The following is a 17,538-nucleotide window of genomic DNA, read 5'->3' on the forward strand; positions in this document are numbered from 1 at the left end:
GATAAGGCTGAGGCGGCGCGGCTGAAAAGGAAAAGGGGGAACAGCGGTGAGGATTCAGAAGGAAGCGGAACTGGAGCAGGGGCTGGTGCTGGAAGAGGCGGATTTGGCGCTGATTCATCAGCTCAGCCGGAAAAAACTGACGCGGGAGGAGGTATACGCTTTCTGTGTACGGCTTTGCGACAACGAGGTGGACCGGGACGGGGAGCGGTTCTCGGCGGAATGTCTGGGGGAGCTGGCCCGGCTGTTTGTGGGTAAAAGCGGTATATTCGACCACCAGTGGAGCGCCGCCGGGCAGACCGCCCGCATTTACCGCACGGAACTTGTGCGGGAGGAGGGGACGCTCACCCAGGCGGGCGACGGCTACTGCTATTTGAAGGGGTACGCCTATCTGCTGCGCACGGAGAAAAACCGGGACCTGATCGCGGAGATCGAGGGGGGCATCAAAAAAGAGGTGTCTGTGGGCTGCGCCGTGGAGCGGGCGGTGTGCTCCATCTGTGGGGCAGACTTGCGCAGCGGCAGCTGCGGTCATGTGAAGGGACAGGAGTACGAGGGAAAGCTGTGCTTTGCGGAATTACAGGGGGCCACAGACGCCTACGAGTGGTCCTTCGTGGCTGTGCCGGCCCAGAGGAATGCGGGGGTGATAAAAACGTTTGACACACAGCGGGAGCAGCTGGAGCGGGAAGCGCGCCTGGGGCGAAAGTATCTGGCCGGGCTGAAGGACGAGGTGGCCCGGCTGGGGGCGCTGGCCGACCCGGAGCTGGAGAGCGGAGTGCTCAAGGGCATTGCGGACAAGCTGGAGGAGGGTGAGCTGCTGGCTTTGCGCCGGGCCTACGAGGTGCGGCTGGACAAGCTCTATCCGGCGCAGACTCAGCTGAATTACAGCGGAGCGCAGCAGCGGGAGCAAAAGGACGGAGCCTTCCTGATTTGACTGGAAGGACGCAGTGAGAAAGGAGCGCGCAAGCATGAGTAAGATTTCCTTTGATGGCATCGGCGAGGTAGCGGCCACCTTTTTCTGCACAGAGCAGGTGAAGACTGGCGCGGTGGTAAAGGTCAGCGGAGACTGTACGGTGGACGCCTGCGCTGCGGGCAACCGGTTCTGCGGTGTGGCTATCAGCGCGGAGGACGGCTGCGCCGCGGTGCAGGTGGGCGGCTTTGCCACGGTGCAGGTGAGCGGAGAGGGCGTGAGCGCCGGCATGGTAAAGCTCTCCGCCGACGGCAGCGGCGGCGTAAAGCTGGACGCGGCCAACGGGGCAGAGTATCTGGTGGCCGCCGTGGACAGCGCCGCGGGGACGGCCGCGGTGCTGCTGTAAGAAAGGGAGGAATGGACGCATGGCATATCGGTTTGACAATCTGAAGCTGGAAAAGGGCATGTACGGCCAGAGGGGCAGGAGCTTTACCCAGGTGCTGGAGGCCGAGGACCCGGACATCCAGTACCGGGGCACGGCGCTGGAGGGTATGGATGCCTACCAGCGCCAGCTCAAGCGCTTTGACATCAAGGTAAAGGGCGCGGGGAGCGACGTGGTGGAGAAGTTTTTCCGCACGTCCCAGTCCGCCGTGCTCTTTCCAGAGTACATCGCCCGCTCCGTGCGCCAGGGCATGGAGGAGGCCGACATCCTGCCCGATCTGGTAGCAGCGGTGACCCGCTTCGACGGGCTGGACTATCGCACGCTTACCTCCGCATCCGGCGACGAGAAGGCCCTGCGCCGCGTGGAGGAGGGCGCAGCCATTCCCGCCACCACGGTCAAGACCCAGTCCAACCTGGTCAAGCTCCACAAGCGGGGCCGGATGCTGGTGGCCTCCTACGAGGCCATCCGCTACCAGAAGCTGGACCTGTTCTCCGTCACCCTCAAGCAGATCGGCGCCTACATCGGCCGGATGCTGGTGGAGGACGCCATTGACGTGCTGGTCAACGGCGATGGGAACAACAACGCCGCTGTCAGCTACGTCGTGGGTACCAGCCCCATCGGCGGCACCAAAGGCACCCTGAGCTACGACGCGCTGGTGGATTTCTGGGCCCAGTTTGAGCCATACGAGATGAACACCATGCTGGCTCCCGGCGATGTGGTGGTGGACATGCTCAAGCTGACAGAGTTTCAGAACCCTCTGACCGGGTTGAATTTCCAGGGGACCGGGAAGCTGACCACGCCTATGGGCGCCAAGCTGCTGCGCACCAGCGCCATGACCGGCGGCAGGCTTATCGGCCTGGACAAGCGCTACGCCCTGGAGATGGTGCAGTCCGGCGACGGCGTGGCGGTGGAGTACGACAAGCTCATCGACCGCCAGCTGGAGCGAGCCGCCATCACCACCACCTGCGGCTTTGCGAAGATCTTTGCCGAGGCGGCCAAGGTGCTGAGCGTCTGATGGACGGGGAGAGTTTGGAACTGGCCGTGAGCCTGGGACAGGGGGGCGAGGGGGACCGGGAGCGCCTGGAGCCCCTGTGTCAGGCGGCGGAGGAGGAGCTGAAGGGACGGCTGAAGGAGGGGGTGACCGCCGCGGACTGCGGCGGCGCCTTTCCACTGGCGGCGGCCTGGCTGGCCCTGTCCGACCTAGCGGCCGCCGGAGCGGCGGGCGGTGTCCGAAAATTTTCCGCCGGGGACGTGAGCGTCACAGAGAGCGGCGCGGGGGCGGCCGGGGGAGCCGACACCCTGCGGCAGCAGGCCGAGCGGGTGCTGGCCCCCTACCTGAGGGACGAGGGGTTCGTGTTCCGGGGGGTGCGGGGATGAGGCCGGCGGAGGCCTTTGGCCTGGTGCTGGGCCGCTATGGCCAGGAGGTATGCGTCTGCCGGGAGGGGGAGGCGGCTGGGACCGCCTGCCGCGCCTTTGTGCAGCCCGTCCTGGAACGGACCGGCACCCAGGAGCGGCACACGGTGCTGGGCACGGTGTGCGCTGACCGGTGGCTCTATCTGGGGGACCCGAAAGTCTCTTTAGAGGGGCTGGGCAGCGGCTATATTCAGTGGGGAGACAAAAAGCTGGAGGTTTTGCGGGCCCACCCCATTCAGGTGGGGGGCGAGCGCTCCCACTGGTGGGCGGTCCTGCGGCTGCGGGAAGAGGAGGCGGCGGAGATATGACGCTGGATGTGATCCGGGAGCGGATGGCGGCCTTCCTGCGGCAGGCGGGGCTGGACGCGGTATGCGCCTGGCCGGAGGCGGCGCGGACGCGCCGGCGGGCAGCAGTGGCCGCGGTCTCCCTGCGGGAATTGCAGGGCGGACCGGGCGGGTTCCAGGATTATTTGGGGGAGCGGTACAACCGGGAGAGCGGCCGATGGGAGGAGCTGTACGGAAAAAAGGCCCAGGCGCGACTGGGCCTGGACCTGTACGCGCCCACGGCCGCCGGGGTACAGAAGGCCGCGGACACCCTGAGCGAGGCGCTGCGCCGGGACGGGCCGGAGGGCCTGCGGGTGGCAGAGTTCTCCTGCGGAGAGACGGAATACGACAGGGAGGCGGACCTATACCGCTGCGCGGCGGAGGTGCTCTGTGAGGCGTACCTCTACGCCGTGGCGGAGGAGGGCGGCGCCTTCCTGGACTTTGAAGTGAGGGGGAAGGGATCGGTTTGAGCATCACGACACATGAGAGGCCGGGGGTTTACTCCAGCTATGACGCCTCCAGCGTGGTAGGCGCCGCCGGTGCGGGTCGCACGGTGGGTATTGTGGGGCTCTCCAGCGCGGGGACGGCGGGGGAGCGCTATTTTTTCAGCCGTTGTGAGGAGGCGGATGGCGTATTCGGGACGGACGGGCTGGCCGCACTGATCCGGCTGCTGTTCCTCAACGGAGCGGCGGCGGTGTACGCGGTGCCGGTGAGCGGGCAGGAGGGCTATATAGACGCCTTTACCCTGCTGGCTGAGACGGAGGGCATTGGGGTGATGACCTGCGACAGCCACGTGCTTTCAGTACAGCAGGCCCTGCGGGACAGCGTGACTGCCGCCGCCCAGGCACGCCGGGAGCGCATCGCGGTGGTATGCGGCAGCACGGAAGAGACGGTGAGTGCCCTGATTGAGCGGGCGGGTAGCCTGAACAGCGAGCGGATGGTGCTGATTGCCCCCACGGGGGAGGACGGGGGCGCCCAGGCCGCGGCCGCCGTGGCGGGAGCCATTGCGGGAGAGAGCGACCCGGCGCTGCCCATGGGCGGCGCGGTGCTCCAGGGGGTGAACAGCCTCAAGGCCCGGTACGGCGACAGCGAGATCGACCTACTGGTGCGGGGCGGCGTGACCCCACTGGAGGCGGCGGGCGGACAGGTGAGTATTGTGCGCGGGGTGACCACCCGCACCAAGACCGGCGGGAGCGCCGACGCCACCTGGCGGGAGCTGACCACAATTCGGGTGGTGGACGACGTGATCCCCGCCGTGCGGGACGCCCTGCGGGCCAAATTCAGCCGCGCCAAAAACACGGCCCAGAGCCGGGGGGCCATCCGCTCCCAGGTGGTGCTGGAGCTGGAAAATAAGCTGGCCCGGGAGATCATCACGGGGTACGGCGACGTGACCGTGACGGCGGACTCGGAGAATCCCACAGTTTGTCTGGTGGACTTTTCCTTTACCGTGGCCCACGGGCTCAACCAGATCTGGCTGAGCGCCCATATCACGGTCTGAGCAGCGGGGAGGATTTGAGATGAAAGTAACGGGATTTCCCACCAGCAGCGACATCTATCTGGAGGTAGACGGAAAGAAGGTGGCCGTGGTGCAGAGCTACACCGCCCGCTCCACCAAGACCAGCCAGACGGTGGAGGCTTTCGGCGAGGATGAGCCGGTGGCAACTATTCCAGGCCAGCGCAATCACGTAATTGAGCTGACCCGGCTGTACGCCACCGACGAGGCCATCCGGGACGGGCTGAATTTCCACGACCTGGAGGATTTTAGCCTGGTAATCTGCAAGCCGGACCGGAAGATCATCTACTCCGGCTGCCAGTGGAGCGCCATCGGCGAGACCGGGGCGCTGGGCGCCATGGTGGTGGAGAAGATCACCATCGTGGCCGCCAAACGGATTGAGACGGCAGCATGATGGAGGGCGAGCTGGGAAAATTGCTGGGCGGAGCCCGGCGGAAACGGTTGGGACACGGGTTGGAGCTGCGGCTGCTCTCCGCCCGGGAGGTGCTGGAGGCCCGCCGGGAGGCAGAGAACCTCAGCCGGGACGGGGCAGAGCGGGCGCTGTGCGCCAACGCCTGTCTGCTGGCCCGGGCGCTGGAACGGAACGGGCGGCCGGTGTACGGCGACGGCCAGGAGGTTCTGGAGGGACTGACGCCGGGCCGGATTGAAGCCCTGGCCGGGCAGTGGGCGGCCTTTCACCGGGAGGAGAACCCATCTCCGGAGGACGGCGCGGAGCGGGTGGAAGCGCTAAAAAAAGCCTGGAGCACACGCCTGAGGAGCGCCTTCGCTGGCGTGTGCTCCGGAGTATGGGGGCGCTCCCCGCGCCGGTAGGAGAGCTGCTGGATCGGGAGTATCTGTGGTGCGCGCTCAACCTGCTGCTGGACGACGAGGAACGCTTGGCGCATATGTGTCCCACCTGCCGGGCAGGGGCCTTGGAGGAGCGCTGTCCGGTGTGTGGGGCTCCGGCGGCTGGTACGGCGGCGGGGGAGAACGCAGCCTTTGACCAGGCGCGCTATGAGCGGCTGAAAGCGGGGAGAGGGATTTGACGGATTACCTGGAGCGCCTGCTGCAGGCGCAGGAACGAAACGAGAAGGCCCAGGTGCCGGACTGGTTTGTCCTGAGAGCGGAGCCGGTCCTCCATCCGGCGGCCGGCAGCCCGGACTGGACGGCACCGGCGGACGGCCGGGCCGCCGGGGAGCACACGGGGAACCACACCGCCACACAGGCGGGTGGGGTCGGCACGGCAAAGCTGCCGGGGCAGGCCCCCGAGGCCGACGCCTGGCTGGAGGCGGCTGCCCCCAGCCGGGAGGAGCACACCGGGGACGAGGGGCGCGGCGAGGCAGAAAGCGTGGAGCGCCCGGCCGGGGTGTCCGGCCGGAACGGCGGGGCGGAATGGCTGTATGAACGGCTCAGGCGGAGCGGGACGCAGGCTGGGTATGGGCGGACCGGAGTGGCGTACCTCCTGACGGCGCCGGAGCCACACACACCGGCGGGGCGGGGGCTCACTCCCGAGGGACTGGACCGGCTGTTCCAGCGGGATGCCCGGCGGTATGACGGCGGATTTACACTGTATTAGAGGGAGTGAGGCCCATTGAAGCTGGCGGCCATGCGCTATAAAAATTACACCTGGCCCCACAACCCCAGGGTTTACACCATTGCCTACGAGCGAAGCATGGGGGCCCACAAGGTGCCTTTTGGGCGCTATCTGCTCCAGGACCTGGGGCCTGCACAGCGGGTCATGCGGGGAGAGGGCGAGTTCGTGGGGCCGGGAGCCTATGGGGAGTTCAAAAAGCTGGCCACGGTGTTCTATTCCGGGGGACCGGGTCTGCTGGTCCACCCGGTGTGGCAGATATCCAACGCTTATTTTGTGGAGCTGACCCTGCGGCAGGAGCCCAGGGCGGACTATGTGCGCTATACCTTCGCCTTCTGGGAGGGGTATGACGGCCAGAGCGCCGCGCTGAAGGAGGAGGCGGCAGAGACCGGGACGGGGGGCGTGTCCGCCGGATTGGGCGGCGGAGGCACCTGGCACACGGTGGCGCAGGGGGAGACTCTCTGGGGGATCGCCCGGCGATACGGGGTAGAGCTGAGCGCGCTGATTGCCCTCAACCCACAGATTAAAAATCCCAATCTGATCTACGTGGGACAGAAGGTGCGGGTGGGGAAATGAGGGCTTGGTTGGAGTGTTATGACGGGCGGACGCTCTCCATGCCCGATCTGCTGGAGTGGCGGATGGAGTATACCTCCGGCACGCCCTGCGACAGCTTCTTTTTATCCTGCATTTGGGAGCCGGACCGGGCGGAGGAGTTGGCCGACGCGGTGCGCTTCGGGGCGGAGCAGGACGGGGAGCGGGTCTTTTCCGGCGTGGTGGACGAGATCGAGTGCGGCTGGGACGGTAGCGGGGGACGGCTGGAGCTCTCCGGCCGGGGCATGGCCGCCCTGCTGCTGGACAACGAGGCGCTGGGGTGCGACTACCAGGTGGCCACCCTGGCGGACATTCTGCGGGACCATGTGACACCCTACGGCATCCGGACGGCAGGGACAGCGGCGCTGCCCGCCGTGCCGGGCTTTTCCGTGGCGGCGGGCAGCAGCGAGTGGCAGGTGCTGTACCAATTTGCCCGGTACTACGGAGGCGTGGAGCCCCGCTTTGACCGGCAGGGTCGGCTGGTGCTGGAGCCTTGGAGAGATACGGCCCGGCGGATCATTGACGGCAGCACGGCGGTGAGCAGCCTGGCCTGGCGGTACCGGCGGTATGGGGTGCTCTCCCAGGTGCTGGTGCGGGACAGGACCCGTCAGACGGTGCAGCCGGTGGTCAATGAGGAATTTGACCGCCGGGGCGGACAGTGCAGAAGGGTGCTCACCATGCCGGGGCGGAGCAGCTATCAGGCCATGCGCTACTCCGGGGCGTACCAGCTGGAGCAGTCGGCGGCGGAGCGCAGCCGGCTGGAGCTGGAGCTGCCCGGACTGTTCTGCGCCTGGCCGGGGGAGCTGGCGGAGGTGCGCCTGGAGCGCGCGCCCCATGGGGGGCTCTGGCGGGTGAGCCAGACCCGCACCGGCGTGGACAGCCGGGGGGAGTACACCCGGCTGATCCTGAACGAGGAGTAGAAAGGAGTGGGGGCCATGTGGCTTTCACAGCGGCGGAGGCAGCCCGCGGCGGACGGCGAGGCCCAGGTGGGCCGGGTGACCCTTCCGGGGGACCCGGCGGGGGTATACCTGGCCGGAGAGAGGCGCAACCTGCCGGTATTCGGGCCAGGGGGCTATTGCTGGAGGCCCGGCGCCGGGGAGCAGGCGCTGGTAATCAAGACCGGGGCGGAGGGAGAGCAGCCCTGCGTGGCCGGGGTGCGGAATCCGGAGGAGAGCGACCTGGAGCCCGGCGAGGTGTGCATTCGCACGGCGGACGGCCTGGCCTCCCTGCGGCTGGAGCAGGGGGGCGTCATCCGCCTGGACGGGCATGTATACATCAACGGCACGCTGGTGAGCGAGCCGGCCGAGAAGGAGGAGGGCTGATGGAGCTGATGGTGCGCGGCGGAGATTATCTGCCCGACGGAAGGGGCGGCTTCCGCCGGGCGGAGGGGGACGACGAGCTGCTGCAGCGGGTGCTGTGGAAGCTGTCCGTCCGGCGGGGGAGCTTCCCCTTCCTGCCTGAGCTTGGCAGCCGGCTGTACCTTCTGGGACGGGAGAAGCCCTCGCTCCGGCAGGCCCTGGCCCGGCAGTACGCGGCAGAGGCCCTGGCGGATGAGGAGGGCCTCTCCGTGACCGGGGCGGAGCTGGGCGGAGACGGAACGCTGAAGATCACGATACAGCGGCGGGGGGAGACGGCGGAGGTGGAGCTATCCCTATGAAAACCTTGGAGGAAATTTACGCGGAGATGACGGCCCTGTTCCAGCAGGAGACCGGCGTGACCCTGGCGGGGGACGGGGACATGGCGGTGCGCCTGTACGCGGCGGCGGCCCAGATCTACGCCCTGTATGTCCAGGCGGACTGGGTGGAGCGGCAGTGCTTCCCCCAGTCCGCGCTGGGGGAGGCGCTGGACCGGCACGCCCAGCTGCGGGGACTGGAACGGCGGGCGGCGGCCGCCGCCCAGGGGGTGCTGCGCTTTGAGACGGACAGCCCGGCCCAGGCGGATCTGACCATCCCGGCGGGCACCGTGTGCATGACCGCGGGGCTGGTGCGCTTTGCCACGCTGGAGGAGGCGGTCATCCCCGCGGGGGAGAGCGCCGTGGAGGCGCCTGCCAAGGCGGAGGAGACCGGTGCGGCGGGCAATGCGGCCGCCGGGAGTGTGCGGGCCATGGCGGTGGCCCCGGTGGGCGTGAGCCGGTGCACCAACCCGGCGGCATTTTTTGGCGGTGTGGACGAGGAGGACGACGAGGCCCTGCGGGCGCGGGTGCTGGAGAGTTTCAAGCGGATGCCCAACGGGGCCAACACGGCCTTCTATCAGCAGGGAGCACTCTCCTTTCCGGAGGTGGCGGCTGCGGCGGTGCTGCCCCGGAACCGGGGAAGGGGGACCGTGGATGTGGTGGTATCCACACAGGCCGGTCTGCCGGGCGCGGAGCTGCTGGCCCAGCTGGGGGCGTACTTTGAGGCCCGGCGGGAGATTGCCGTGGACGTGCAGGTCAAGGCTCCGGAGCTGGTGAGTGTGGATGTGTCAGTGGCCGTTGGGACCAAGAAGGGTGCGGATGCCGAAGCGGTATGCGGTGCCGTGGAGCAGGCGGTGAGCGCATGGTTCAGCGGCAGCCTGTTGGGACAGGATGTGCTGCTGGCCCGGCTGGGCGCGCTGGTGTTTCAGGTGGACGGGGTGGCCAATTACCGGCTGTCCGCGCCCCTGGAGGATGTGGAGATCGGCACGGCCCAGCTGCCGGTGCTGGGAGAGTTGACGGTAACGCAGCTGGAGGAAAGCGCATGAATTACGCACAGGCTATGCGGGAACTGCTGGAGCCCCTGAGGGTCTATCACCTGGAGGGAACGCTCAACGGAGGGGAACTGGACAGCCTGGGCGCGGCGCTGGACGCGTGCGGTGCTGTATTAGAGGAGATACAGCGGGAGATGCTGCTCTCCACTGCCCAGGGCAAGGGGCTGGAGGCCATGGAAAAGCTGCTGGCCCGCAGACCGGTGACCCATGATCTGCAGCGCCGACGGGATGCCCTGGCCGCCCTGCTGCGAATCGGAGGGGATAGCTTCACCCTGGCGGCCATAAACGACAATCTGAAAGGCTGCGGACTCAACGCGGTGGCCAGCGAGACGGGGACGCCGGGGGAAGTGGAAGTGTGTTTCCCTGAGGTGCCGGGCATCCCGGACGGCTTTGCGGAGATGAAGGCCATTATTGAGGATATTCTGCCCTGCCACCTGGAGATCCGGTATGTTTACTGGTACATTACCTGGGCGATGCTGGAGGCGCGCTTTGCCACCTGGAGCGACATAGAGGCGCTTGGGCTGACCTGGGGTGAGTTGGAAAAATTAGTGGTGTAGGGAGCAAAACAATGAATTTGAACGCAGGGACAATCAAAAACGGCGTGTTGGGCGCGCTGGCCCTGGCGGGCAGCCTGGCGGCGCAGGTCCTGGGCGGCTGGGACACGGCGCTGCAGACGCTGGTTATCTTCATGGCCGTAGACTATGTCACCGGCATACTGGTGGCGGCAGTGTTTCACCGCTCCGGAAAGACAGAGCGGGGGACCCTGGACAGCCGCGCGGGCTTCAAGGGCCTATGCAAAAAGGGAGCTATGCTGCTGACGGTGCTGGTGGCTGCCCGGCTGGATGTGCTGCTGGGCGGCACATACGCCAGGACAGCGGTCATCCTGTTTTTTGTGGGCAATGAGGGGCTGTCGATCCTGGAAAATCTGGGCCTGATGGGCGCGCCTCTTCCACAGGTGCTGCTCAGCGCCCTGGAGGCCCTGAAAAAGGAAGCGGATGCACAGTAAAAAAGGACCCCAGAGGCACGCCTCTGGGGTCCTTTTTGCGTATTTAGCCGCCCATGTAGGAGAAGTGCATGTAGTCGTGGTAGCCGGTGGTCTGGTCGCTGTCCCAAGCCCAGGCGTCGCCGCCCCAGCTCCAGCCGTGCTCGGCGAAGATACGCACCACGGAGCCGTCCTCCGGGATGGAGTAGGGATTCTCCCCGGGCCTCCAGAAGCTGCCCACCATGGCCTTGCCGTCCCGCACCTGATAGTTCTCGTTGGCGTTCAGGTCGATGGCGGTGCCGCAGTTGTGCTCGCCGGTGGTGCCCTCCACATAGCGGAAGGTGCTGGTGGAGTTGATGGGGAACTGCTCCGGGTCGTTGTAGATTTCTGTGAAGATGGCTTTCACGTCCTCGGCGATGGCGGAGTGGACGGTAAGGGTGGTGGTGGAGGACACCTTCGTCCCGTTGGACAGCTTCCAGATGGGGACGGTGATGGTGGCCATGCTGGCCTGGGCCTCCTCATAGCTGTCAAAGCGGCGCTTGTTCTCATCTCCAAACAGCAGCAGGCACTTGCGGGGGTTCTCCCCCTGGCACTTCAGCCAGAAGTCCTGCTTGTAGTAGTCCTCAAAGGTGGCCTCGCCTCGGTCAACCTTGTCCCAAAATTCCTCCTCCTGCATCTCCGCCCAAGTCATGGCGCGGACGGTGAGGGTATAGCTGCTCTGAATACTGCTGACAGAGAAGTAGTCACTGTAGCTGTAATCATAGGTGTAGCCTGCGGGGGCGTATTCGCTGGTCAGGTAGCTAGAACTCTGTCCCACGTAGGCGCTGACGGACACCTCGCTCCCCACGGCCTTGCCGCTGGTGTCCACAAAGCGAAGGGTGAGGTCCATCTCGTCCCCGCTTCGGACCCGGTCCTCCGCTGCCGCAGCGCGGATGAGCAGGACGCTGCCGTCGCAGCGCTGGAGCGGGTCGGAGCCGCCGAAGGAGCTGTCGGACTTGCCCCGGATAATCTCCAGCTTGACCAGGGCGGCCACCGCCTCCTGATGCTGGGGATCCAGACTGCCCCAGTCGGACAGCTCCTCCGCAGAGGGGGACCAGGAGTAGGTGCGGCCCAGAGCCTCGGAGGAGAGCGCCCGGTAGAGCAGCACCGCCACGTCCTGGCGGGTGATGGAGGCGCCCAGGTCGGCCATGTCCACCGGGAGAAAGTCGTTTTCCAGAATCAGGCCCGCATCCAGGGCGGCCTGATAGCCCGCCTGGTCCCAGGCCAAGCCGCTGTCCATGGCGGACTGGTAGCCTTGGGGGGCAAAGGCCCGGGTGAGCATGGCCAGGTATTGGCCCCAGCTCAAGACGGCGGAGGGAGCCATTTGGTTGTTGCCCGTGCCCTTGAGGATGCCCAGCCGGGCGGCGTGGATCATATCCGCATAGGCCCAGTGGCTCTCAGGCAGATCAGAATATGAAACGGCAGAGGCGGTGCGAGCCAGTGGGAGGGAGAGCAGTCCGGCCAGGGACAGGCAGGCCAGACGGCGGTGAAAACGGTGCATGTGTAGTCCCTTCTTTCTCCTTTTGTGGTGCACAGAATATGCCGGGTATGAAACTGCGCGTGCTTTTTTCTCTATTTTAGGAGAAAATTCAACAATTTACAACCCTGTTAAAAGACCGTTTTCTTAAAAGATAGAAAAGCAGTGCCCCAGGTCCAATTGGACCTGGGGCACTGCTGCTTATCAGAAGGAATTTATTCCTCTGCCTGGATGGCCTTGGCGGCGGCAATCGCCTTCTCGGCCGCCGCGGGGGGCGCGTCCTCATAGCGGACGAAGTGGAAGGTAAAGGCACCGCGGCCCTGGGTCATGGAGCGCAGGTCGATGGCATAGCGGCTCATTTCCGCCATGGGCACTTCGGCCTCTACAATCTGGTTGCCCTCGCCGTCGGGGTTCATGCCCATCACACGGCCCCGGCGCTTGTTCAAATCGCCGATCACGTCGCCCATGTAGCTGTCGGGAATGGTCACCTTCAGCTCTCCGATGGGCTCCAGCAGGACGGGGCTGGCATCGGGCAGGCCCGCCTTGTAGGCCAGCTGGGCGGCGGTCTTAAAGGCCATTTCGGAGGAGTCCACCGGGTGGTAAGAGCCGTCGTACAAAGTGGCTTTCAGGTTGACCACCGGATAGCCGGCCAGCACGCCGTGCTGCACCGCCTCCCGCAGGCCCTTTTCCACGGCCGGGAAGTAGTTCTTGGGCACCGAGCCGCCGAAGACCTCCTCGCAGAACTCCAGCTCCTCACTCTCGCCGGGCTCGAAGCGGATCTTGACGTCGCCGAACTGTCCGTGGCCGCCGGACTGCTTCTTGTGGCGGCCCTGGACCTCCACCTTCTTGCGAATCTTCTCCCGGTAGGGCACACGGGGCTCGGACAGGTCCGCGTCCACGCCGAAGCGGTTCTTCAGCCGGGAGACGAGCACGTCCATCTGCATGTCGCCGGTGCCGGAGACCACCAGTTGGCGGGTCTCGGCGTTGTTGACCCAGGCGAAGGTCAGATCCTCCTCATTCAGGCGGGTGAGGCCGGCGGCCACCTTGTCCTCCTGGCCCTTGGTGCGGGGCGCGATGGCCACGGAATAGCAGGGCTCCGGGAAGGGGATGGGCTCCAGCTTGACCGGCTTGCGGGGGTCGGAGAGAGTGTCCCCCGTCCTGACCTTGTCCATCTTGCCGATGGCGCCGATGTCGCCGCACTGCAGTTCCTTGACCTCGTCAGCCTTCTTGCCCTTCATCACGTACAGGCGGCCGATCTTTTCCACCGCGCCGGTACGGGAGTTGACCATCTGCATATCCGGCTTCAGATTGCCGGAGATGACCTTCACATAGGAGTACTTGCCGTACTGGTCGGAGGTGGTCTTAAACACCAGCGCGGCGGGCAGCGCGCCGGGCGCGGGAACGAACTCGTCCAGTTCACCCTCGGCGTTCTCGCCCATGAGCGGCTGACCCTCCAGGGGGCTGGGCAGCAGTTCGATGATCAGATCCAGCAGCATGCGGGTGCCCAGGCCGGACAGGGCGGAGCCGCACACTACGGGGAAGAGGGACAGATCCTTTACGCCCGCCCGCAGGCCCTGGATCATCTCAGCATAGGTAAAGTCCTCGCCGGAGAAGTATTTCTCCATCAGCTCCTCGCTGGTCTCGGCCACGCTCTCCTTCAGGGCGTCATACAGCTCATCCAGCACGGCCAGCTTATCCTCGGGCACGTCGATCTCCACGCGCTCGCCCTTGGGGCCGGCCTCAAAGGCGCGCTTGTGGAGCACGTCGATGATGCCGATGACCTTCTTGTCCGCGTTCCAGATGGGGGCGACCACGGGGGCAATGTTCTTGCCAAAGCGCTCCCGCAGGGATTCAAAAGCGGCGTTGTAGTCGGAGTTATCCTCGTCGGTCTTGGAGATATAGAGCACCCGGGGCAGCTTGCGCCGCTCGCAGAGCTTCCACGCCTTCTCGGCGCCCACGCTGATGCCCGCCTTGGCCGAGCATACGATCACCGCCGCATCGGCCACCTGTACGGCCTGAATGACCTCGCCCACAAAGTCAAAATAGCCCGGGGTGTCCAAAATGTTGATCTTACAGCCATTGTATTCCACCGGAGCCACTGCTGTGGAGATGGAAATCTGGCGGCGGGTCTCCTCCGGATCATAGTCGCAGGTCGTATTGCCGTCGGCGGGCTTGCCCAGCCGCTCCGTGCCGCCGGTGAGATATAGCATACTCTCTGCCAGGGAGGTCTTTCCGTTGCCACCATGTCCCAGCAGACAGACGTTACGGATGTTTTGTGCGGAATAGCTCATACTTGTTTCCTCTCCTTACTTTTGGTATCGGTCGGCGGCCCGGATGGGCGCTGCACAACTGCTGTTAGTCATTATACATTAAATGAGCCGCTATGACAACCGGAAATTTAGAAAAATGGTGCAAAAGAGAAGCGGCGGGCGGTTAAGGGGCGGAAAACAATGGATTCGTTAAAATATATAAAGAATATGGAGCGATATTGACGTTTAGATGGACAGATAGTACAGCGTTTCTAAAAGGAAAAACAGTCGGGCCGCACAGATGTCTGTGCGGCCCGACTGTTTTTCTTATTCAAATGCGCCCGTGAGGATGACCAGACCCTCTGGGGCATCAGAGGAGATCATCTCCCCCTGGGTCTGGAGCTCCATGCCGTCCCAACCGGCCGACTCCTCCGACAGAACGGCAAAGTCCTCGGCGGAGAGCAGATAGGCCCTGCCGCTGTCCAGGGACACAAAAGCCTCGCGCTGCGCCCAGTCGGAAAGGCAGGCGGCGGGCAGGGTAAGGATGCCGCAATAGGGGCCGGTCAGGCCCGCGTCCGCCAGGGCGAATTCCTGAGCCGAAACCGTCCGCGGCTGCGAGTTGGGGGAATCCGACTGCTCGGATGGCGCGGGGACCAGAGCAATATTGACTGAGGGCTCAGGAGAGGAGCGGAGAGTTTTGTCCATGGCGGTTGCCTCCCCCTCGGACTGGGCGGCGGTCTCCGGAGTAAGCCCGTAGACAGTCGGTTCGGGCTCATCCTCCGCAAGGACCGCCTGGCCGTTCCCACCGGGCGCGGAGGAGGCGGGCTCGCCCGCCGCTGCGGGAGCCGCCCCGCTGGAGCCGGCGCCATTCATCCCCATCGGCGCCCACAGCCGCATGGAACCGGCCCCCAGCAGCACCAGGGCCAGCACCGCGGCCGCAGAGGCCAGGGCTTTCCAGCGGATGCGCTTTTTGGGGAAGGGCATGGGCGTTACCTTCTCCCGGCGGACCTGTTCCATAATCCGGGCGGACAGATCCGCAGGCACGTCCAGCGGACCCGGCATGGCGCCGTGAATCGCCTGCAGGTCGGACAGAAGCGCTCTGCACCCGGGACAGGTCTTCAGATGGGCGTCCAGACGGGACGCCTCGTCGGCGGCCAACTCGCCGTCGAGTTTGGCGCTGATCAGCTCCAGCGCCTGATCGCAGTCCAGCATACAGAGCACCCCCTTTCACAGAATGCTGAAGGAAAATGCCGCCGTTCCGGCGGGTCTTAAGCTTTGGACGAGGATGGGCGTGAAAAGTTCCCGCTGTCCAACAAAATTTTTCGCAGTGCCAGCCGCGCCCGGGCGATGCGGGACTTGACCGTGCCCTCCTCCAGGGAGAGGATGCGGGCGATTTCGCCATAGGGCAGGCCCTCCAGCTCGCGCAGCACCAGCACCTGCCGGTGCTCCTCCGACAGGGCGGCCAGCCCGGCCTGAATGGCCTCCCGCAACTCCTGCTGCTGGAAGCGGCCCTCCGGGCTGTAGCGTTCGTCGGGCAGCTGGGCCTGCCGCGCGCCCTCCTCCTCATCCAGAGAGACCGTCAGAGAGACCTCCCGTCTGCGCTTTTCCCGCCGGAGAAAGTCAATGCAGGCGTTGGAGGCCAGCCGGTAGAGCCAGGTGGAGAAGGAACTCTCCCCCTGGAATTTGGACAACCCCCTCCAGGCGTTGAGAAAGGCCTCCTGGCACAGCTCAGCCCCGTCGTCAGGATTGCCCGTCATACGCACGCACAGATTGTAGATGCGTCCCTGGTGGGCCTCCACCAGGGCGGCAAAGGCGTCCTCGTCCCCCTGCCGGGCACGGGACACCAAAAGATCCTCTTGCAAGCCTTTCTCACCTGCCTTTCACATGGGCACAGTCCTCCGGTCACGCGCGTCCCCGCAAACAGGAACGCCCGCTCCCTCCGCTGTGCCTCTTCTTTCCACCGGACCCGCCGCGCTGGGCTTCGCTGGGGTCCCGCATGGGTTTTCCTCCAGAGGCCGACGCTCTCATCGGCCCGCCTCGTCGCTCAGATCCCGTTTGATGCCCTCCGTCACCCTGTAGATGTCCGCCAGGGTGGAGACGCGGCTGATCTGTTCCTTATAATAGCCCGCGTAAGGGACCCCTTTGAGATACCAGGCATAGTGCTTTCGGGCCTCCAGACAGGCGATGTGCTCCCCCTTTTGGGCGGCGGAGAGGGTAAACTGCCGCACCGCCGTGTCGCAGCGTTCCGCCAGGGGGGGAAGCGGCGGGATCTCCCGTCCCTCCAAAGCGGCGGCCGCCTGCTGAAAGATCCAGGGATTTCCGAAGCAGCCTCGGCCGATCATGGCCATGTCCGCCCCGGTATAGCGGAGGATGCGTACTGCGTCGGCGGCGGAAAACACGTCCCCGTTGGCGATCACCGGGATGGAGAGGGCCTCCTTCACCGCCTTGATATGGTCCCAGTTAGCGGTTCCGGCATACATCTGGGTTTTGGTACGGCCATGGACGGCCACGGCGGCCGCCCCGGCCTGCTCCATGGCCTTGGCAAACTCCACACAGTTGATGGAGCCCTTGTCCCAGCCCAGGCGGATTTTCACGGTAACCGGCCGGCCCCCCGCCCCGCGGATCACCGCCTCGGCCACCCGAACCGCCAGATCGGGCCTGCGCATCAGGCCGGAGCCGTCCCCCGAGTTGGCCACCTTGGGCACAGGGCAGCCCATATTGATATCCAGAATGTCCGCCCCCGACTTCTCCGCGGCCAGGCCTGCCGCCTGTTCCATGCAGTATGGGTCGCTGCCGAACAGCTGCACAGCGGCCGGGTGCTCGTCCTCGCCCAGCTGCAGGAGGGGAAGAGACTTTTTGTCCTGATAGCAGAGGGCCTTGGCGCTTACCATTTCAGTAACGGTATAGCCCGCCCCAAGCTCCCGGCAGACGGTGCGGAAGCCCAGGTCGGTCACACCTGCCATAGGAGCCAGCGCCAGCCGGGAATTTATGGTGATTTTGCCGATATTCACGGGACACCTCTTATGGTATAAAGTAAAGGTATCATACCATATTGGCCGGAAATCGGCAAGGCATGTTTCGGGCGCCTGTGGGTGATACTACCAAGAGATCAAAAAAGGAGTGTGCCAAAATGGATAAGTATGTATGTGACCTGTGCGGCTATGTGTATGACCCGGCCGTGGGTGACCCGGATAACGGCGTGGCCCCTGGGACTGCCTGGGAGCAGGTTCCCGCGGACTGGGTGTGCCCCCTGTGCGGCGTGGGCAAGGACCAGTTTTCCAAGGAATAAGGAGCAGAAGAAGGCGGAGCGG

24 protein-coding genes are annotated in these 17,538 nt (G+C 65.4%); 19 read left to right on the forward strand and 5 right to left on the reverse strand.

Annotation, left to right across the window (positions count from 1 at the left end):
* Positions 1-46: 46 nt before the first annotated feature.
* Genes H9Q75_RS09520 through H9Q75_RS09605 form a run of 18 tightly spaced genes read left to right on the forward strand, consistent with a single transcriptional unit; the run spans position 47 to position 10,486 of the window.
* The gene (locus H9Q75_RS09520; protein ID WP_186566476.1) at positions 47-928 is read left to right on the forward strand and encodes a hypothetical protein; all 882 of its coding nucleotides are present in this window, start codon (positions 47-49) and stop codon (positions 926-928) included.
* 34 nt (positions 929-962) lie between these two features.
* Positions 963-1,310, forward strand: coding sequence for a hypothetical protein (locus tag H9Q75_RS09525; RefSeq protein WP_186566478.1), 348 nt, complete (start codon positions 963-965; stop codon positions 1,308-1,310).
* Between the two features lie 19 nt (positions 1,311-1,329).
* Positions 1,330-2,361, forward strand: coding sequence for a phage major capsid protein (locus H9Q75_RS09530; RefSeq protein WP_186566480.1), 1,032 nt, complete (start codon positions 1,330-1,332; stop codon positions 2,359-2,361).
* The gene (locus H9Q75_RS09535; RefSeq protein ID WP_186566482.1) at positions 2,361-2,723 is read left to right on the forward strand and encodes a hypothetical protein; all 363 of its coding nucleotides are present in this window, start codon (positions 2,361-2,363) and stop codon (positions 2,721-2,723) included. The genes H9Q75_RS09530 and H9Q75_RS09535 overlap by 1 nt, the downstream gene beginning before the upstream one ends.
* Entirely contained in the window at positions 2,720-3,067 is a 348-nt protein-coding gene (locus H9Q75_RS09540) for a hypothetical protein (RefSeq protein WP_186566483.1), read from the forward strand. Before H9Q75_RS09535 ends, H9Q75_RS09540 begins: the two co-directional genes overlap by 4 nt.
* On the forward strand, positions 3,064-3,552 hold the full coding sequence (locus tag H9Q75_RS09545) for a hypothetical protein (protein WP_186566485.1): 489 nt from the start codon (positions 3,064-3,066) through the stop codon (positions 3,550-3,552). Before H9Q75_RS09540 ends, H9Q75_RS09545 begins: the two co-directional genes overlap by 4 nt.
* Positions 3,549-4,580: a phage tail sheath C-terminal domain-containing protein gene (locus H9Q75_RS09550; RefSeq protein WP_186566488.1), complete on the forward strand. Its 1,032-nt coding sequence runs from the start codon at positions 3,549-3,551 to the stop codon at positions 4,578-4,580. The genes H9Q75_RS09545 and H9Q75_RS09550 overlap by 4 nt, the downstream gene beginning before the upstream one ends.
* A gap of 19 nt (positions 4,581-4,599) precedes the next feature.
* Positions 4,600-4,989, forward strand: a complete 390-nt coding sequence (locus H9Q75_RS09555) for a hypothetical protein (protein WP_186566490.1) — start codon at positions 4,600-4,602, stop codon at positions 4,987-4,989.
* A complete protein-coding gene (locus H9Q75_RS09560; protein ID WP_243200779.1) occupies positions 4,986-5,405 on the forward strand; it encodes a hypothetical protein in 420 nt (139 codons plus the stop codon). The genes H9Q75_RS09555 and H9Q75_RS09560 overlap by 4 nt, the downstream gene beginning before the upstream one ends.
* Positions 5,369-5,620, forward strand: coding sequence for a molybdopterin oxidoreductase (locus H9Q75_RS09565; RefSeq protein ID WP_341480931.1), 252 nt, complete (start codon positions 5,369-5,371; stop codon positions 5,618-5,620). Before H9Q75_RS09560 ends, H9Q75_RS09565 begins: the two co-directional genes overlap by 37 nt.
* Positions 5,617-6,150, forward strand: coding sequence for a hypothetical protein (locus H9Q75_RS09570; RefSeq protein WP_186566492.1), 534 nt, complete (start codon positions 5,617-5,619; stop codon positions 6,148-6,150). The genes H9Q75_RS09565 and H9Q75_RS09570 overlap by 4 nt, the downstream gene beginning before the upstream one ends.
* Before the next feature lie 30 nt (positions 6,151-6,180).
* Positions 6,181-6,741: a LysM peptidoglycan-binding domain-containing protein gene (locus H9Q75_RS09575; protein ID WP_186566628.1), complete on the forward strand. Its 561-nt coding sequence runs from the start codon at positions 6,181-6,183 to the stop codon at positions 6,739-6,741.
* Entirely contained in the window at positions 6,738-7,676 is a 939-nt protein-coding gene (locus tag H9Q75_RS09580) for a hypothetical protein (RefSeq protein WP_186566494.1), read from the forward strand. The genes H9Q75_RS09575 and H9Q75_RS09580 overlap by 4 nt, the downstream gene beginning before the upstream one ends.
* Positions 7,677-7,691: 15 nt before the next feature.
* Complete coding sequence (locus H9Q75_RS09585) at positions 7,692-8,078, forward strand: hypothetical protein (protein WP_186566496.1); 387 nt, start codon at positions 7,692-7,694, stop codon at positions 8,076-8,078.
* Positions 8,078-8,413 carry a GPW/gp25 family protein gene (locus tag H9Q75_RS09590; RefSeq protein ID WP_186566498.1) on the forward strand — a complete coding sequence of 112 codons (336 nt, stop codon included), beginning with the start codon at positions 8,078-8,080 and terminating at the stop codon, positions 8,411-8,413. Before H9Q75_RS09585 ends, H9Q75_RS09590 begins: the two co-directional genes overlap by 1 nt.
* On the forward strand, positions 8,410-9,474 hold the full coding sequence (locus H9Q75_RS09595) for a baseplate J/gp47 family protein (protein ID WP_186566500.1): 1,065 nt from the start codon (positions 8,410-8,412) through the stop codon (positions 9,472-9,474). The genes H9Q75_RS09590 and H9Q75_RS09595 overlap by 4 nt, the downstream gene beginning before the upstream one ends.
* Complete coding sequence (locus H9Q75_RS09600) at positions 9,471-10,037, forward strand: DUF2313 domain-containing protein (protein ID WP_186566502.1); 567 nt, start codon at positions 9,471-9,473, stop codon at positions 10,035-10,037. Before H9Q75_RS09595 ends, H9Q75_RS09600 begins: the two co-directional genes overlap by 4 nt.
* 11 nt (positions 10,038-10,048) lie before the next feature.
* Positions 10,049-10,486, forward strand: coding sequence for a phage holin family protein (locus H9Q75_RS09605; protein WP_186566504.1), 438 nt, complete (start codon positions 10,049-10,051; stop codon positions 10,484-10,486).
* Between the two features lie 43 nt (positions 10,487-10,529).
* Here the strand turns inward: H9Q75_RS09605 and H9Q75_RS09610 are convergent, their stop codons facing one another.
* The 5 genes from H9Q75_RS09610 to dusB form a co-directional block, all read right to left on the reverse strand.
* The gene (locus H9Q75_RS09610) at positions 10,530-12,002 is read right to left on the reverse strand and encodes an S-layer homology domain-containing protein (protein ID WP_186566506.1); all 1,473 of its coding nucleotides are present in this window, start codon (positions 12,000-12,002) and stop codon (positions 10,530-10,532) included.
* Positions 12,003-12,193: 191 nt separating this feature from the next.
* Positions 12,194-14,269, reverse strand: coding sequence for an elongation factor G (locus H9Q75_RS09615; RefSeq protein WP_186566508.1), 2,076 nt, complete (start codon positions 14,267-14,269; stop codon positions 12,194-12,196).
* 285 nt (positions 14,270-14,554) lie between these two features.
* Positions 14,555-15,439: an anti-sigma factor family protein gene (locus H9Q75_RS09620; RefSeq protein ID WP_186566510.1), complete on the reverse strand. Its 885-nt coding sequence runs from the start codon at positions 15,437-15,439 to the stop codon at positions 14,555-14,557.
* A 56-nt stretch (positions 15,440-15,495) separates the two neighbouring features.
* On the reverse strand, positions 15,496-16,089 hold the full coding sequence (locus tag H9Q75_RS09625) for an RNA polymerase sigma factor (RefSeq protein WP_186566512.1): 594 nt from the start codon (positions 16,087-16,089) through the stop codon (positions 15,496-15,498).
* 162 nt (positions 16,090-16,251) lie between these two features.
* A complete protein-coding gene (dusB, locus tag H9Q75_RS09630) occupies positions 16,252-17,190 on the reverse strand; it encodes a tRNA dihydrouridine synthase DusB (RefSeq protein WP_207720824.1) in 939 nt (312 codons plus the stop codon).
* 167 nt (positions 17,191-17,357) lie between these two features.
* On the opposite strand from dusB, the gene rd reads away from it, so the two are divergent.
* Positions 17,358-17,516 carry a rubredoxin gene (gene rd / locus H9Q75_RS09635; protein WP_186566516.1) on the forward strand — a complete coding sequence of 53 codons (159 nt, stop codon included), beginning with the start codon at positions 17,358-17,360 and terminating at the stop codon, positions 17,514-17,516.
* Positions 17,517-17,538: the final 22 nt, after the last annotated feature.

This window comes from Lawsonibacter celer, assembly GCF_014281125.1.
GTDB lineage: Bacteria > Bacillota > Clostridia > Oscillospirales > Oscillospiraceae > Lawsonibacter_B > Lawsonibacter_B celer.

Excerpts from the sequence above, each read along its gene's own strand:
- H9Q75_RS09600 (WP_186566502.1), top strand. The coding sequence starts at position 9,471 with ATGAATTACGCACAGGCTATGCGGGAACTGCTGGAGCCCCTGAGGGTC.
- H9Q75_RS09585 (WP_186566496.1), top strand. The coding sequence starts at position 7,692 with ATGTGGCTTTCACAGCGGCGGAGGCAGCCCGCGGCGGACGGCGAGGCC.
- dusB (WP_207720824.1), bottom strand. The coding sequence starts at position 17,190 with ATGGCAGGTGTGACCGACCTGGGCTTCCGCACCGTCTGCCGGGAGCTT.
- H9Q75_RS09610 (WP_186566506.1), bottom strand. The coding sequence starts at position 12,002 with ATGCACCGTTTTCACCGCCGTCTGGCCTGCCTGTCCCTGGCCGGACTG.
- H9Q75_RS09555 (WP_186566490.1), top strand. The coding sequence starts at position 4,600 with ATGAAAGTAACGGGATTTCCCACCAGCAGCGACATCTATCTGGAGGTA.
- H9Q75_RS09540 (WP_186566483.1), top strand. The coding sequence starts at position 2,720 with ATGAGGCCGGCGGAGGCCTTTGGCCTGGTGCTGGGCCGCTATGGCCAG.
- H9Q75_RS09560 (WP_243200779.1), top strand. The coding sequence starts at position 4,986 with ATGATGGAGGGCGAGCTGGGAAAATTGCTGGGCGGAGCCCGGCGGAAA.
- H9Q75_RS09575 (WP_186566628.1), top strand. The coding sequence starts at position 6,181 with ATGCGCTATAAAAATTACACCTGGCCCCACAACCCCAGGGTTTACACC.
- H9Q75_RS09580 (WP_186566494.1), top strand. The coding sequence starts at position 6,738 with ATGAGGGCTTGGTTGGAGTGTTATGACGGGCGGACGCTCTCCATGCCC.
- rd (WP_186566516.1), top strand. The coding sequence starts at position 17,358 with ATGGATAAGTATGTATGTGACCTGTGCGGCTATGTGTATGACCCGGCC.
- H9Q75_RS09545 (WP_186566485.1), top strand. The coding sequence starts at position 3,064 with ATGACGCTGGATGTGATCCGGGAGCGGATGGCGGCCTTCCTGCGGCAG.
- H9Q75_RS09535 (WP_186566482.1), top strand. The coding sequence starts at position 2,361 with ATGGACGGGGAGAGTTTGGAACTGGCCGTGAGCCTGGGACAGGGGGGC.
- H9Q75_RS09620 (WP_186566510.1), bottom strand. The coding sequence starts at position 15,439 with ATGCTGGACTGCGATCAGGCGCTGGAGCTGATCAGCGCCAAACTCGAC.
- H9Q75_RS09530 (WP_186566480.1), top strand. The coding sequence starts at position 1,330 with ATGGCATATCGGTTTGACAATCTGAAGCTGGAAAAGGGCATGTACGGC.
- H9Q75_RS09605 (WP_186566504.1), top strand. The coding sequence starts at position 10,049 with ATGAATTTGAACGCAGGGACAATCAAAAACGGCGTGTTGGGCGCGCTG.
- H9Q75_RS09525 (WP_186566478.1), top strand. The coding sequence starts at position 963 with ATGAGTAAGATTTCCTTTGATGGCATCGGCGAGGTAGCGGCCACCTTT.
- H9Q75_RS09590 (WP_186566498.1), top strand. The coding sequence starts at position 8,078 with ATGGAGCTGATGGTGCGCGGCGGAGATTATCTGCCCGACGGAAGGGGC.
- H9Q75_RS09595 (WP_186566500.1), top strand. The coding sequence starts at position 8,410 with ATGAAAACCTTGGAGGAAATTTACGCGGAGATGACGGCCCTGTTCCAG.
- H9Q75_RS09615 (WP_186566508.1), bottom strand. The coding sequence starts at position 14,269 with ATGAGCTATTCCGCACAAAACATCCGTAACGTCTGTCTGCTGGGACAT.